The sequence below is a fragment of the Streptomyces sp. NPDC001880 genome (assembly GCF_053594575.1).
Map to the genome: position 1 here is coordinate 161,660 of NZ_JBSFET010000007.1, position 14,207 is coordinate 175,866.

The 14,207-nt window shown below is 71.1% G+C and carries 14 protein-coding genes and 1 other RNA gene; 3 read left to right on the top strand and 12 right to left on the bottom strand.

Features of this window, described 5'->3' with window-relative positions; all coding sequences use genetic code 11:
• Positions 1-478 precede the first annotated feature (478 nt).
• The 4 genes from ACWCQ6_RS06960 to ACWCQ6_RS06975 all read right to left on the bottom strand — a co-directional run bounded on the left by ACWCQ6_RS06960 (position 479) and on the right by ACWCQ6_RS06975 (position 5,255).
• Positions 479-2,875 carry a HelD family protein gene (locus ACWCQ6_RS06960; protein ID WP_451086198.1) on the bottom strand — a complete coding sequence of 799 codons (2,397 nt, stop codon included), beginning with the start codon at positions 2,873-2,875 and terminating at the stop codon, positions 479-481.
• A gap of 104 nt (positions 2,876-2,979) precedes the next feature.
• Positions 2,980-3,918, bottom strand: coding sequence for an anti-sigma factor family protein (locus tag ACWCQ6_RS06965; protein ID WP_451086200.1), 939 nt, complete (start codon positions 3,916-3,918; stop codon positions 2,980-2,982).
• A complete protein-coding gene (locus ACWCQ6_RS06970; RefSeq protein WP_451086202.1) occupies positions 3,915-4,544 on the bottom strand; it encodes a sigma-70 family RNA polymerase sigma factor in 630 nt (209 codons plus the stop codon). The genes ACWCQ6_RS06965 and ACWCQ6_RS06970 overlap by 4 nt, the downstream gene beginning before the upstream one ends.
• An 81-nt stretch (positions 4,545-4,625) precedes the next feature.
• The gene (locus tag ACWCQ6_RS06975; RefSeq protein WP_451086204.1) at positions 4,626-5,255 is read right to left on the bottom strand and encodes a CGNR zinc finger domain-containing protein; all 630 of its coding nucleotides are present in this window, start codon (positions 5,253-5,255) and stop codon (positions 4,626-4,628) included.
• Positions 5,256-5,376: 121 nt separating this feature from the next.
• On the opposite strand from ACWCQ6_RS06975, the gene ACWCQ6_RS06980 reads away from it, so the two are divergent.
• Positions 5,377-5,952 carry a GNAT family N-acetyltransferase gene (locus ACWCQ6_RS06980; protein WP_451086206.1) on the top strand — a complete coding sequence of 192 codons (576 nt, stop codon included), beginning with the start codon at positions 5,377-5,379 and terminating at the stop codon, positions 5,950-5,952.
• A 64-nt stretch (positions 5,953-6,016) separates the two neighbouring features.
• Here the strand turns inward: ACWCQ6_RS06980 and ACWCQ6_RS06985 are convergent, their stop codons facing one another.
• The 3 genes from ACWCQ6_RS06985 to ACWCQ6_RS06995 all read right to left on the bottom strand — a co-directional run bounded on the left by ACWCQ6_RS06985 (position 6,017) and on the right by ACWCQ6_RS06995 (position 8,276).
• The gene (locus ACWCQ6_RS06985) at positions 6,017-6,580 is read right to left on the bottom strand and encodes a GNAT family N-acetyltransferase (RefSeq protein WP_451086208.1); all 564 of its coding nucleotides are present in this window, start codon (positions 6,578-6,580) and stop codon (positions 6,017-6,019) included.
• A gap of 52 nt (positions 6,581-6,632) precedes the next feature.
• On the bottom strand, positions 6,633-7,013 hold the full coding sequence (locus ACWCQ6_RS06990) for a DUF4259 domain-containing protein (RefSeq protein ID WP_451086210.1): 381 nt from the start codon (positions 7,011-7,013) through the stop codon (positions 6,633-6,635).
• Between the two features lie 258 nt (positions 7,014-7,271).
• Positions 7,272-8,276, bottom strand: a complete 1,005-nt coding sequence (locus ACWCQ6_RS06995; protein WP_451086212.1) for a LysR family transcriptional regulator — start codon at positions 8,274-8,276, stop codon at positions 7,272-7,274.
• An 84-nt stretch (positions 8,277-8,360) separates the two neighbouring features.
• Here ACWCQ6_RS06995 and ACWCQ6_RS07000 point away from each other — a divergent pair, with 84 nt between their 5' ends.
• On the top strand, positions 8,361-9,620 hold the full coding sequence (locus ACWCQ6_RS07000) for an MFS transporter (RefSeq protein ID WP_451086214.1): 1,260 nt from the start codon (positions 8,361-8,363) through the stop codon (positions 9,618-9,620).
• Between the two features lie 60 nt (positions 9,621-9,680).
• Here the strand turns inward: ACWCQ6_RS07000 and ssrA are convergent.
• The 5 genes from ssrA to ftsE form a co-directional block, all read right to left on the bottom strand.
• Positions 9,681-10,050: a transfer-messenger RNA gene (gene ssrA, locus ACWCQ6_RS07005) on the bottom strand.
• A gap of 119 nt (positions 10,051-10,169) precedes the next feature.
• The gene (smpB, locus tag ACWCQ6_RS07010; RefSeq protein ID WP_451086216.1) at positions 10,170-10,658 is read right to left on the bottom strand and encodes an SsrA-binding protein SmpB; all 489 of its coding nucleotides are present in this window, start codon (positions 10,656-10,658) and stop codon (positions 10,170-10,172) included.
• An 18-nt stretch (positions 10,659-10,676) separates the two neighbouring features.
• Positions 10,677-11,891 carry a S41 family peptidase gene (locus ACWCQ6_RS07015; protein WP_451086218.1) on the bottom strand — a complete coding sequence of 405 codons (1,215 nt, stop codon included), beginning with the start codon at positions 11,889-11,891 and terminating at the stop codon, positions 10,677-10,679.
• Between the two features lie 67 nt (positions 11,892-11,958).
• A complete protein-coding gene (gene ftsX / locus ACWCQ6_RS07020) occupies positions 11,959-12,876 on the bottom strand; it encodes a permease-like cell division protein FtsX (protein ID WP_451086220.1) in 918 nt (305 codons plus the stop codon).
• A 23-nt stretch (positions 12,877-12,899) separates the two neighbouring features.
• The gene (ftsE, locus tag ACWCQ6_RS07025) at positions 12,900-13,589 is read right to left on the bottom strand and encodes a cell division ATP-binding protein FtsE (RefSeq protein WP_376635278.1); all 690 of its coding nucleotides are present in this window, start codon (positions 13,587-13,589) and stop codon (positions 12,900-12,902) included.
• A gap of 270 nt (positions 13,590-13,859) precedes the next feature.
• On the opposite strand from ftsE, the gene ACWCQ6_RS07030 reads away from it, so the two are divergent.
• On the top strand, positions 13,860-14,060 hold the full coding sequence (locus ACWCQ6_RS07030) for a hypothetical protein (protein WP_451086222.1): 201 nt from the start codon (positions 13,860-13,862) through the stop codon (positions 14,058-14,060).
• The last annotated feature ends 147 nt before the right edge of the window (positions 14,061-14,207 follow it).

A 14,207-nucleotide genomic window follows, 5' to 3' on the forward strand; every position in this document is an offset into this window, starting at 1 on the left:
GACCTTCGCTTTCCTTAGCTTCATTGCCGCGCGACCGGGGCGCTCACCTCGGACACGCTTCCCGATCGTCGCACCTACTGGCCGGTAGCCGGTAATGACTGCCACTTCTCGGAAATCATTTTCCACTATGCGAGATTTGATGGGTTCAGTGGTACCCCCAACCGGTCCCGGAAGCATCCGGTCCCGGCCATGTCCGTGAGATGGAGCACTCCCACGCGGCACCGGACTGCCCGAACAAGAACAGACCCGCGCCACCTGGAGGTGACGCGGGTCTGTCTTCTTGGTCCAGCGGCACCGACCCGCCATGCTCGCCTCGCGGCAAGTGGTCGCTCGTAGCGACGAAGGTTGGGCCCGGGGGCTTGGATCGAGCCGGTGCCGACACCAGGCTAACAAAGACCCCGAAGAAGTGATTCCCCGCAGCAGAGGTTGACCAGAAAAACAGTCAGCCCCGCGGGCTCACCGCTTCGCCCGGCCCGCCTCAGTCCCTCAGCAGGTCCGGGACACCGTCCTCGTCGGGCAGGTCCCGCTCCCCGGAGACCACCGTCAGCTGCTGCGTCGCACGCGTCAACGCCACGTACAGCACCCGCAGCCCGGCCGGGGACTCGTCGGCGATCTCCGCGGGCGAGACGACCACCGTGGCGTCGTACTCCAGGCCCTTCGCCTCCAGGCTGCCCAGCGCCACCACCCGCTCGCCGAGCTCCGCGAGCCATTCGCGGGCCTGCGCCCGGCGGTTCATCGCGACGACCACGCCCACCGTGCCGTCGACCTCGGCGAGCAGCCGCCGCGCCTCCTCGCGCACCGAGGTGGCCAGATCGCCGTCCCGTACGGTCTCGAAGCGCGGCTTCACGCCCGTGGAGCGGACCGCGGACGGCGACTGCATGCCGGGCATCGCCAGCGCCAGGACCTTCGAGGCCAGCTCGGCGATCTCCGCCGGGTTGCGGTAGTTGACGGTGAGGGTGAAGCGGCGGCGCGGGCGGTTGCCGAGCGCCTCGTCGCGCGCGCGGGCGGCCTCGTCCGGATCGGACCAGGAGGACTGCGCCGGGTCCCCGACGATCGTCCAGGTGGCGTGCCTGCCGCGGCGGCCGACCATCCGCCACTGCATGGGGGTGAGGTCCTGCGCCTCGTCGACGATGACGTGCGCGTACTCCGTACGCTCCGCCGCCAGCCGCTCGGCGCGCTCGCGCTGGGTCTCCTCGCGCTGCGGCATCAGCTCCTCCAGACCGGTGAGCTGGTCCAGCGGGTCGAGCTCGCGCTTCTTCTTCGGCCGGTGCGGTGTGCCGAGCAGCGTCTGGAGCTCGTCGAGAACGGCCACGTCGTGCACGGACAGCGGTCCGTTCCCCTCGCGGTCGAGCCGCTTCAGGGAGCGGGCGAGGCGGCGCACCTCGCCCTGGTTGAGGACCCGGCGGGCCCAACGGCCCAGCCGCTTCTCGTCGGCCATCGCGGCGAGCACCCCGCGCGGGGTGAGCTCGGGCCACCAGGCGTTCAGGAAGTCGAGGAAGGCCGTCTCGGTGGAGACGTCCTCGTCGAAGGAGGAACGCAGTTCGGCGGCGAGTTCGGGGTCGGTGTAGCGGCCCCGGCCGGAGGACTTGTTCCACAGGGCGTCCAGGAGCATTCTGCGGGCGCGCGGGCGCAGCAGGTTGACCGGCGCGGTGCCGCCGAGGACGGACTGCCGGATGCGGTGCAGCTCGTCGGCGTTCAGCTCGACGCGGGCGCCGAAGGCGACGACCCGCAGCCGGGTCGGGGTGACCGGGGCTCCGGCTGCTCCCTCGGCCCCGTCCGCCTCGTCGCCGAAGGACAGCTGGCCGTCCCTCTCTGCCGTCCTACGGGGAGTGCCGGGCTGTTCCAGCGCGCCGCGGGATGCCTTGCGCAGCACCTGGAGCATTCGCGAGGAGCCCTTGATCCGGGCGACGGCGGGCTCGTCGTAGGTGGTGGCGCCCTCGACGCCGGCCGCCTCGTCGGAGAGCGAGCCGACGGCGCGGATCGCGACCTGCCCCTCCTCGCCCAGCGAGGGCAGCACGCCTTCGGTGTACGCGACCAGGAGCGGGGTCGGCGAGACGACGAGGATGCCGCCCGCGTAACGCCGCCGGTCCTGGTAGAGGAGGTAGGCGGCACGGTGCAGGGCGACGGCCGTCTTGCCGGTGCCGGGGCCGCCGGAGACCTCGGTGACGGAGGCGGCGGGGGCCCGGATCACCAGGTCCTGCTCGGCCTGGATGGAGGAGACGATGTCGCGCATGGTGTGGCTGCGGGCCTGGCCGAGCGCCGCCATGAGGGCGCCGTCGCCGATGGCGGGCAGCTTGTCGCCGTCCAGGGACGCGGTCAGCTCGGGGCGCATCAGGTCGTCCTCGACGCCGAGGACCCGGCGGCCCTTGGAGCGGATGACCCGGCGGCGCACCACCCTGCCCGGCTCCTTCGGTGTCGACCGGTAGAACGGTGCGGCGGCCGGGGCGCGCCAGTCGATGACCAGCGGCGCGTAGTCGGAGTCGAGGACCCCGATCCGGCCGATGTGCAGCGTCTCCGCGATATCGGCCGACAGGTCCTCGCGTACGGCGTCGTCGGCGGGCTCCACGGAGGTGTACGCGCCGTCCGGGCCTCGTTCGCCGTCCTTGCCGAGCAACAGATCGATCCGTCCGAAGAGGAAGTCCTCGAACTCGCTGTTCAGCCGGTTGAGGTGGATTCCGGCCCGGAACACCTGGGCGTCGCGCTCGGCGAGCGCTCCCGGGGTACCGACCTGGCCGCGCTTGACGGCGTCATGCATGAGAAATTCCGCCTCGTGGATCTTCTCCTCAAGGCGGTGGTACACACGGTCGAGATGTTCCTGCTCGACACCGATCTCCCGGTCCCGCAACGAATCGACAGCGGCATCCTGCGCGGCCACCGAGGCCCCCTTCTGACGTGCATTGGGCAGCCGTCAACCCTATGCGAAGGGGGACCCGCCGCGCATCCGCCGCGCATATCGAAATGGTCCGCCGCCGGTCTCGGTCAGGCATCGACCTCGACCAGCCGCCTGCCGTCGAACGTACGCACCTCGAAATGATCGATGTCGCTCCGGTCCATGGCCACACCGCCCTGGACATAGAGGGGGTGACTCGCGCCCGGGTGCGAGGAGTCCTCGGCGCCGTATCCCTGCTCCGGTACCGACCAGGAGGTGACGACTTCCTCCTCGCCGGTCTTCGACACCGCGATCAGGCTGCATTTCTGCGGGCCCGTGACGTTTCTGAGCTCCAGCACGGTGCTGGTGCCCCAGGGTTTTCTCGCCATGCCGATCGTGGCGGCGACCTCGGTGCGAGGGTCGGTGGCCCGTACTTCCTCCGGCATGCGGTCGGGGTGGGTGTCCCCGGCGGAGCCCGTGGGGTACGGGCCGGCCGCCCGCGCCGCCGGGCCGTCGTCGCCGCTCGCCATGACCGCGAACACCGGGCCGCCGATGATCAGCGCCACCGCCGCGGCCACCAGATACCCGGAGCGGCGCCTGCGCCGGGCCCGCCCGGCCGCCACCTCGTCGATCAGCCGCTCCAGCACGCGGGGGCCGGGCTGCCCCGGTACGTGCGGGACGAGACGGGCGGCCGACACCGCGGCCGGGGGCTCGGCGAGCGTCGCGAGCAGGGGCTCCAGGCCGGTCAGCTCGTCGAGCCGGTCGGCGCACAGCTCGCACTCGGCCAGGTGCGCCTCGAAGTCGGAGGCCTCCGCGTCGTCGAGAAGACCGAGGAGGTACGCACCTGCGGCGTCGTGCCCGGAGGGGGCGTCGGCGCGGTGAGGGCTGCGGGGACGACGGGGCCTTCCGGGGTTTCGGGGGCGATCAGGGTTGCCGTGGCTGCCGGGGCCGCAGGGGCCGCCGAGGCCGGAGGAGCCGGAGGAGCCGCCGAGGCCGGAGGGGCTGGTCGGCCTGAGTCCGAAGGGCTCCCACTCGTGGTCGTCGTTCATGCAGTGATCCCCCTCTCCTCCAGTGCGAGTTTCATCGAACGCAGTGCGTAGAAGACCCGGGACCGCACCGTCCCGCTCGGTATGCCCAGCACATCGGCCGCCTCGCCGACCGTACGGCCCTTGAAGTACGTCTCGACCAGGGCCTCCCGGTGCGCGGGGGTCAGTTCGTCGAGCGCGTCGGAGAGCGTCATCAGCCACAGCGCCCGGTCCATCTCGTCCTCCGCCGGCATGGCCTCCAGCGGCGACGGATCGACCTCGGGCGGCCGGGCCCGCCGGCTGCGGTGGCCGTCGATGACGATGCGCCGGGCGACCGTCACCAGCCAGGGGCGGACCGATCCGGTGGCGCCGCCCAGCCGCCCGGCGTTCTTCCAGGCGCGGATGAGCGTCTCCTGCACCACGTCCTCGGCGCGCTGCCGGTCACCCGCGACCAGGCGGAGCACGTACGCGAACAGCGGCCCGGCATGTTCGCGGTACAGCGCCCGCATCAGCTCCTCGTCCGGGGCGCCGGAGGCATCCGGCGAGGGTGCCGGCGCCGCGGACACCGGCGCCGACGGGGGAGGCTCGCCGCGCTGTCGAGCTCTGTGCGGACGATCACCGGCTACGGCCGCATCCTTGCGCACCCGCACCTCCTGGTCGGCCCTGTGGAGCTCCTCGCTCTTCGAATACGCGGGCGGACCGCGATCCGTTCAATCCGGCCCGAGGATTCTTCACGACACGTTCGGGTCCGGCGCCACGACGGGGCCCGCGACCGACAACGCCGCCGCCCGGCGCCGGTGTCTGGCCACCCGCTCGCGGTTCCCGCACACCTCGCCGGAGCACCAGCGCCGCCGGTGTCCGCGTGAGGTGTCCAGGTAGAAACGGCGGCAGTTGTCGCCCTCGCAGCGGCGCAGTCCGGCGCGCGCCACGGGGTCGGTGAGCAGCTCCACGACATCGCGGGCGACGGCGGCCAGCAGCGCCCCGCACTCGGGGTCGGCGCTCAGCGCCCGCACCAGCTTGCCGCCCCGGCCGCGCACGGCCCGCAGCCCCGGTGGTGCCTCGGCGGCGAGGGCGTTGACCCGGTCCAGTGCGCTCCCGGCCCCTCCGCCGCCGAGCTCGGCCGTCAGCAGCCGGTCGACACCGGTCCTCAGCTGCCGGAAGCGCGCCACCCAGGTCTCGTCCACGGCGTCGAGCCGGGTGCCGCTCGGTACGAGTCCGGTGGCGACCAGCCAGTCGGCGAGCCGCTCCGCGCCGTCGAGCAGTTCACATGCGCCGGTGGTCCCGATTCCTGTCGCCACCAGGTCGAGGCAGGGCCGACCGGAGTCGAACCGCCAGTCGCACGAGCCCTTGCTGGCCGCCATGCGCATGTCACCGCCTCGGGGTCACCGGTGGGGTCTCCCCCAGGGTGCCCCTCGCGGGCCCGGCCCGGAACCCCTGCTGCCCCACGGGCCGTCGCACGCGGCGGGGCCGTACGGTGTCGGGATGAACGACGGTCTCGTCACCACCACCCTCTCGGCCGGCCCGCTCCTGCTCCGGCCCTGGCTGGCCGAGGACGCCCCGGCACTGATCGAGGCGTACCGCGATCCCGGGATGCGCGCCATGCTGCTGACGCAGGTCACGGACGCGGCGGCGGCGGAGCGGTGGCTTCGGGCGCAGCAGGAGGGCCGGGAGTCCGGAAGCCGCTTCAGTTTCGCGGTGGTGGACCGCGATCGCGGCGGTGAACCGGTCGGCAATGTCGCTCTCAAGTTCACCGCACCGGGCTCCGGCAGCGCGGAGGTCGGCTACTGGACCGCGGCGCCCGCCCGCGGCCGCGGGGTCGCGCCGCTGGCGCTCGGGGCGCTCGGTGACTGGGCGTTCAAGACATTCGCCGAGGACGGGCTGACGCGGCTGGACCTGCTGCACCAAATGGACAACGAGGCATCCTGCCGGGTCGCGGAGAAGAGCGGATACGGCTTCGTGGAGGTGCTTCCGGCGCGGCCGCCGTGGCCGCGGGAAGGGCACCGGCATGTGCGGCTGCGTACCGGGGATTCGCGCCGTACCCGGGATGTCCACCGGTAGAACTCTGGCCAGATCTTCTTGGCCGGAGTCGCCGGTAGCCGTCCACCCCCGGGCGGCCGGTCGCTCAGCCCGTCGGCGGACCGTCGTGCAGGATCCGCTGGAAAAGCCGGTGGTCGCGCCACTCGCCGTTGATGTGGAGGAAGCGCGGGGCCATTCCGTACTGCTCGAAGCCGCACTTGGCGAGCACCCGCTGCGAGGCGAGGTTGTCCGTCACCGTCCCCGCCTCGATGCGGTGCAGTCCCAGCCCGTCCCTGGCCAGCTCGCAGATCCGCCGCACGGCGGCCGTGGCCAGGCCGCGGCCCGCGTACTCGACATCGACCCAGTAGCCGAGCGTGCCGCTGCACAACGGCCCGAGCACGATGGCGTTCAGGTTGAACGCGCCGACCGCGCGGTCCTCCTCGTCGGCCAGCACCCAGGGCATCCCCCGCCCCGCGTCGCGGTCCGCGAGCAGCCCGGCCAGGCGCTCCCGCTGCCCCTGCTCGGTGTAGAAGGAGTCGGGCCGCACGGGCTCCCAGGGCTGCATGTACGCACGGCTACGGCTCATCGCGACGGCGAGGGAGGCGGCGTCGGCCAAAGCGGCGGGGCGGAGCCGTACCTCAGCGTCGAGGCGGTGGGTGTCGTGGGGCATCCCGGCACGCTATCTTGGCGCCGGCCCGGCCCCGCGCCTGCCCCGCGCCCCCTCACTGCTCCCCGTGCTCCTGCTTCGCCAGGGCCACCAGCCGGTCGAAGGTGCGGATCAGCTCCGCGCGTCTGTCCTCCTTGTACCCCTGCTTGGGCTCCAGGCCGTCGATGGTCCGCTCCCACACGTCCATGAACGTCTTCTTCCAGCCCTCGGCGACCGCCACCCCCGGCACCCTCGCGCCGACGTGGTTCTGCTCCGCGATCAGGCAGAGCAGCTCGACGTTGCACGGCACGGCGACGCCGTCGTACTCGTCGGGCTCCAGGCCGGCCGGGTCGCCGGCCATCGCCTCCTCGATCTCCGAGACGAGCCGTCCGGTGACGCCCGACAGATGGTCCGCGGCCGTGTCACTGTCGAAATTCCCGCTGCCCCAGGTACCCACGGGTCCCCCTTCCGCCGGTCTTCCTGCCTGCCCCCGTTCTACCAAGGGGCACTGACAACGGAGCGGCGCAGCGGGCTCAGCGGCGCCCCTCGCTGTCCTGGGGGATCCAGCGCCATGCGTGACAGGGCTGGTTCACCCGCATTTCCCACCTGTTACGTCAACTTTCCCGCCCATTGCCTCACCCGGCACCGGGTGGCCGTGATCCTGCCCCGGCACGTGCTCGGCGGGCCCCGTTCCGGCGCGGAGGTGTACGCGGGGTCAGCCGGCCTTCAGCATCAGCGCCGTGTCCGGACCGGGCAGCCAACTGCCGCCGGGACGCACCATCCAGCCCTCCTCGGCACCCAGTCGGTCCGCGGCCGCGCGCAGGGCGTCCAGGCCGGGATGGCGCAGCCCCTTGCGCCAGACCATCAGGAGCGGGGAGAGCGGTACGGGCCGGACCAGCGGGCGCAACACGGTGCCCGGCATCGGAGGGAAGTCGACCACGCACAGAACCGGGTACCGCGGCGACTTGGCCATGACCCGCTGAAATTCGGCCACGCCGATCGCAAGAGGGACAGGTGGCGCCAGCTCGATGCCCCACTCGGCGAAGAGCAGCCGGGCGAGGTCCGTCCATTCCTCGGTGCGCGGGTTCCCGGCACCCGCGTAGACGGTCTCGCCGGCCAGGTCGTCCAGCGCGACGGCCTCGTGCGCGGCGAGGGGGTGATCGTCGGGGAACAGAATGGCCATCGGCTCGTACCGCACCGGCTGTACACCGAGCCGTGCCCGTACCGCGGGGTCGAGTCCGGCGGCGCGGCCGAAGGAGACATCGAGCCGCCCGGCGAGGATCTCGTCCGCCGCCCAGGTCAGGCCGCTCTCGAAGCGCGCCATGAGTTCGCAGGCCGGGGCCAGTTCGCGGGCGCGGGCGAGCACCCGGGCGGCCGTCATGCCGTCGGTGTTGAGGTCGACGAAGAGCGGCCGGGCCGCGGGGTCGGCGAAGGCCGCGGCGAGCTCGGTGTGCGCGTCCAGCACGCGTCGCGCGTACGGCAGCAGCCGCTCGCCGTCGGTGGTGAGGGCGACCTGCCGGGTGGTGCGTACAAACAGTTCCGCGCCCAGCTCGCGCTCCAGCCGGCGGATGTCCCGGCTCAGTGCCTGCTGGGCGATGTAGAGCCGGGCGGCGGCGCGGGTGAAGTGCAGTTCCTCGGCGACGGCGACGAAGGCGCGGAGCAGCCGAGGGTCGGTATGGGTACGCGTCTGGTTGCCCGTATCGGCAGCGGAGGGGGCCACACCCAGGAATTTACAACACAGATGCGTCAATCGGTACGGAGAAGGTGTTGGACCCCATGGGCCGTGCGCCCCGAGGGTTGATCCATGCCGTACGAGAGAGCCCCGCGCACCGACCCCATGCTCGCCGTCTCCGGTGACCTGCTGGTCATCGCCCCGCGCACCGCCCCCGCCCGGCGGGCGCCCACCAACCCGTACCGCAGGCTGCTCGCCACCCCGGGCGCCCGCGCCTTCACCGCGGGCAATCTCCTGGCCAGGCTGCCCATGGGGATGTTCAGCATCAGCGCGGTCATCATGATCGCCGGCTCGCGCGGTTCGTACGCCCTGGCCGGGGCCGTCACCGCGACCGGTCTCGCCGCCACGGCGGTGGTCGCCCCCTGGACAGCCCGGCTCGTCGACCGTTACGGACAGGCCAGGATCGCGGTGCCGGCCACCGCGATCGCCGCGCTCGGCTCGCTGGCCCTGCTGCTCTGTGTGCACCACGGAGCCCCGTCCTGGACCCTCTTCGCCTCCTACGCCGCCACCGCCACCACCCCCAACACGGGCGGGATGTCCCGGGCCCGCTGGGCCCATCTGCACCGGGGCGACCCGGCCGCCCTGCACACCGCGAACTCCTTCGAACAGGCCGCGGACGAACTCTGCTTCATGCTCGGCCCGGCCCTCGCCGCGCTGCTGTGCGCGACGCTCTTCCCGGAGGCCGGAACGCTCGTCGGGGCGGTCCTGTTGATGACCGGCGTGCTGATCTTCGCCGCCCAGCGCGCCACCGAACCCCCCGTGGCACCCCGCACCCACGCGGGCACCCCGCTCCGCACCCCGGGCATGCCGGCGCTGCTCGCCGCCTTCCTCGCCACCGGCGCGGTCTTCGGCGCGATGGAGGTCGTCACGATCGCCCACGCCGGGGGCGCGATCCTGGCACTCCAGGCGGCCGGCTCGTGTGCGGCCGGGCTGCTGTACGGATCGCTGCGCCCGGCCGCGGACATCCGGCGCCGGCTGCTGTTCTGCCTGACGGGGATGACGACGCTGATGTCCCTGCCGCTGCTCGCCGCCGCCTCGACCGGTTCCCTGCTCGCCCTCGCCGGCGCGCTCCTGCTGGCCGGAGCGGCGACGGCCCCCACCATGGTGACCGGCATGACCCTGGTGCAACGTCTCACCCCGGAGCGCCAGTTGAACGAGGGCATGACACTGGCCGTGACCGCGCTGCTGGGCGGCATCGCCGCGGGTTCGGCGACCGGCGGCTGGATGGTGGAGCACACCGGACAGGTGACGGGCTACCTCGTACCGGTCTGCGCAGCGGGGCTGGCACTGGCCGTCGCGACCGTCGGGGTCCGGGGCCCCGGGGGCCGTTGACCGGCACAAGAACGAGGACCCCGTCGCCGGTGGGCAACGGGGTCCTCGTTCACATGGGAATTGTGGAGATGGCGGGAATCGAACCCGCGTCCAACGGTGCGGAACCAGGGCTTCTCCGTGTGCAGTTCGCTGCGATTTTCTCGGCCCCGGAGATCACGCGAACAAGTCTCCGACGGGCTCAGTCACTGTTTGATTTCCTTCCAGGCCCCGTGACCGGGTCCAGAAGTTTAGATCCCTTGATGATGCCAGGATCCGGGTCGGGATCACCCCCGGGCTGACACTTCGCAAGTCGCTACTTAGGCAGCGAGGGCGAAGGAATCGCGCTTGGTGTTGGCGATTATTGGTTGCGACATATGGTTTACGAGATCATTGCCGCTTCCTCGACACGCTTCCCCTGCTTCGACATCCGCTGTCGAAACCGATCATCCCCATGTTGTTTTTTCAAATGCGTGCACCCGCTGTGGAGTGCAGTGACATCGTACGTGACCAACGCGCGACGATGCCAGCCTATTCCCGGCGATGCCTGGCAAGGCCCGGCAGGACCCGGCCCTACGCGCTCCGCTGGCGCTTGCGCGCTGCCGAGATCGCGCGGTTGGTCTCCCGCAGGTCCTGCTTCTCACGCAGGGTCTGCCGCTTGTCGTACTCCTTCTTGCCCTTGGCGAGCGCGATCTCGACCTTGACCCGGCCGTCCTTGAAGTAGAGCGCGAGCGGCACGATCGTGTGGCCCGTCTCGCCCGACTTCGACTCCAGCTTGTCGATCTCGGCCCGGTGCATCAGCAGCTTGCGCTTCCGCTTGGCCGAGTGGTTGGTCCAGGTCCCCTGCACGTACTCGGGCACATGGATGTTGTGCAGCCATGCCTCGCCGCCGTCGATCTGGACGAAGCCGTCCACCAGGGAGGCCCGGCCCAGCCGGAGCGACTTGACCTCGGTGCCCATGAGTACGAGGCCGCACTCGTAGGTGTCGAGGATGTGGTAGTCGTGCCGCGCCTTCTTGTTCTGCGCGATGAGCTTGCGCCCTGTGTCCTTTTCCTTAGCCATAGTGCGGCCATTTTCGCACTAAGACCCACCCCCGAGGCCACTCAATACCGTCTCGGCCCGCTGCTCGGCCCCGGAGCCGACCGCGAGGTCCGGGGTGATGCCGCGGCCGTCGACGCCCCTGCCTGCCGGGGTGCGGTAGTGGCCGACGGTCAGCTCGGCCACCGAGCCGCCCGGGAGCTTGCTGGGCATCTGGACCGAACCCTTGCCGAAGGTCCGTGAGCCGACGGTGACGGCGCGGCCCCGATCCTGGAGGGCGCCGGTGAGGAGCTCGGCGGCGCTCATCGTGCCGCCGTCCACCAGCACGACGAGAGGCCGGTCGGTGTCGCCGCCCGGCTCTGCGTAGAGGGCGCGCTGCTCGCCGTGGACGTCGTACGTGGCGACCAGGCCGCCGTCCAGGAAGGCGGAGGCGGCGGTGACGGCCTCGGTGACCAGGCCGCCGGAGTTGCCGCGGAGGTCGAGGAGCACTCCGGCGTCCGACGGCGCGTCCCGGACCGCGTCGCGGACCTTGGTGCCCGAGCCCCTGGTGAACGAGTCGACCTCGATCAGGACGGCCCCGGAGGAGCCGGAGGAACTGGAGGAGTCGGAGGAGCCGGTGCGGGGGTGTCCGACACGGCGCACGGTCACGGCCTCGGTGGTCAGTCTGGCCCGGCGCAGCGTCTCGGTCCGCAGGACGGTGCCGCGCTCGATCCCCAGGACGACGGTGGTGCCCGCGGCGGCCTCCGTACGGTCTCCGCGCAGCAGGGCGACGACCTCCGCGACGGGGCGTCTGTCGACCCGGTGGCCGTCGATCGTACGGAGCAGGTCGCCGGGCTCGATGCCGGCCCGGTCGGCGGGGCCGCCGGGCTGGACCCGGGCCACCTCGATCTGCCCGTCGTCGGAGCGCTTCGCGGAGATCCCGACGCCGGTGTACGAGCCGTCCAGGGCCTGCTCGAACTCCTCGTACTGCCGCTCGTCGTACACCGCGCCCCAGCGGTCGCCGCTGCGGCTGACGACCTCCTCGGCCGCCTCCTTGCCTGACTTGCCGTCGGCCACGGCGCGGGCGGCGGCGTCGGCCACTTCGTCGCGGTCGACGGTGGAGGCCACGGAACGGGTCGCGAACTCCTCGGACTTCGAGCTGCCTCGCGGCAGCGAGCCGGTGGCCGCCGCAGTGGCCAGCACACCCGCGAAAACCAATGTCAGGGCCGCCCCGCGGCGCACACCGCGGGGCCCGAAACACTGTGTGGGGCCCGACATGTCGCCGAGTCTAGGACAACGCCCCCTGGGCGCACGGCCGGTTGGCCGCGCGCCCAGGGGGCGCTTGTCACACCTTGAGGTACTTGCGGAGCGCGAAGAGCGCGGCAACGGCGGGCATCAGCAAGCCGATTGCCAGGACCAGGGGCAGCTTGGTGAAGACCGCGTCCCAGCCGATGAAGTCGATCAGATTCAGCTTGCTCTGGAGTTCCAGTCCGCCGTCGATCAGGAAGTACCGGCCGGCCAGCAGCATCACGCAGGCCAGGACGCCGCCGATGAGACCGGCGAACGCGGCCTCCATGATGAACGGCATCTGGATGTAGAAGCCGGAGGCGCCGACGAGCCGCATGATGCCCGTCTCGCGCCGCCGGCTGAACGCGGACACCCGGACGGTGTTCACGATCAGCATCAACGCGATGATCAGCATCAGCGCCATCACGAACAGGGCAGCCACGTTCATGCCGTTCATCAGCTGGAAGAGGTTGTCCAGAATGCTTCGCTGGTCCTGGACGGACTGCACCCCGTCCCGGCCGGCGAAGGCGGTGGCGACGACCTTGTACTTCTTCGGGTCGTGGAGCTTGACCCGGAACGACTCCTGCATCTGGTCCGGCGTGATGTTGCTCGCCATGGGCGAGTCGCCGAACTGGTCCTGATAGTGCTTGTACGCCTGGTCGGCGGACTCGTACGTGACCGTGTCGACGACGTCCATCTTGCCGAGGTCATCCTCGATCTGCTTCTTCTGCTCCGAGGTGACAGCGCCCTTGGCGCACTTGGGCGTCGAAGTCACATCGCTCTTGCTGCAGAGGAAGATCGAGACGTTGACCTTGTCGTACCAGTAGTCCTTCATCGTGCTGACCTGCTCGCGCATGAGCAGCGCGCCGCCGAACAGGGCGAGCGAGAGGGCGACGGAGACGACGACGGCGAAGGTCATCGTGAGGTTGCGACGGAGGCCGACGCCGATCTCCGACAGGACGAACTGGGCGCGCATGGCGTCCTTTCAGTGCTCGATGCTCAGTGCTGGTAGCCGTAGACGCCGCGGGCCTGGTCGCGTACGAGACGGCCCTTCTCCAGCTCGATGACGCGCTTGCGCATCTGGTCGACGATGTTCTGGTCATGGGTCGCCATGATCACGGTGGTGCCGGTCCGGTTGATCCGGTCCAGCAGCTTCATGATGCCGACGGAGGTCTGCGGGTCGAGGTTGCCGGTCGGCTCGTCCGCGATCAGCAGCATGGGACGGTTCACGAACGCCCGCGCGATCGCCACGCGCTGCTGCTCACCGCCGGAGAGTTCACCGGGCATCCGGTCCTCCTTGCCGCCGAGGCCGACCAGGTCGAGAACCTGGGGCACCGCCTTGCGGATCTCACCGCGCGGCTTGCCGATGACCTCCTGCGCGAACGCCACGTTCTGCGCAACGGTCTTGTTGGGGAGGAGCCTGAAGTCCTGGAACACCGTGCCCAGCTGGCGACGCATGTGCGGCACCTTCCAGTTGGACAGGCGCGCGAGGTCCTTGCCCAGCACATGGACCATGCCCTGGCTGGCGCGCTCCTCGCGGAGGATGAGTCGCATGAAGGTGGACTTGCCGGAGCCGGATGAGCCCACCAGGAAGACGAACTCGCCCTTCTCGATATCGAGAGACACATCCCGTAGAGCGGGACGGCTCTGCTTCGGGTAGGTCTTGGAGACGTTGTCGAATCGGATCACGGATGCACCACGGTCGGCCGGGAGTAGGTGTGCGTGACCATACGCGAACCGGACTGAGGCGTGCAGGCGCGCGTCCGAGGATGGGCGATTTATGGCGGAACGGCACCGGCCGGAAGCGGGTCCGAAGTACGACGGAACGGGTGATGCCCGGCGGGCCGCGCCGAAATCCGCGCGAGCTGGCACAGTGGTAGGGGGAACGGTTGCGTTTCCGTGAGCGTTGTGCGGAGAGAAAGCGTATGCGGCTCCGCACGCGCGGGAGGAGGAAAGCGCATGACCTATGACCGACTGGTGTGCGCGAACTGCGCGGCGCCCGTCAACGAGGGCCGCTGCCCCGTGTGCCGGGCAAGCCGTGCGCGGCTGCAGCAGGAACAAGGGCTGGGAGTGTTCGCCGGGCTGAATCCGGCGATGCTGGTGGCCCTGCTGGTAGTGCTGCTGGGCGCGCTGGCACTGCTGGCGTACGAGACCGTGTAGCCGCCCACCCTGTCTGCCGGGCCCGCAGGCGCCGGTACGTGTACGTGGAGGGGGAGCGGTCCGGAACCGGTCACGGCGGATCTGGGCACGGCGGGCCTCCCTGGCCGGGAAGATCGAGGCGATCTCTACGACGAGTGACGATTGCGG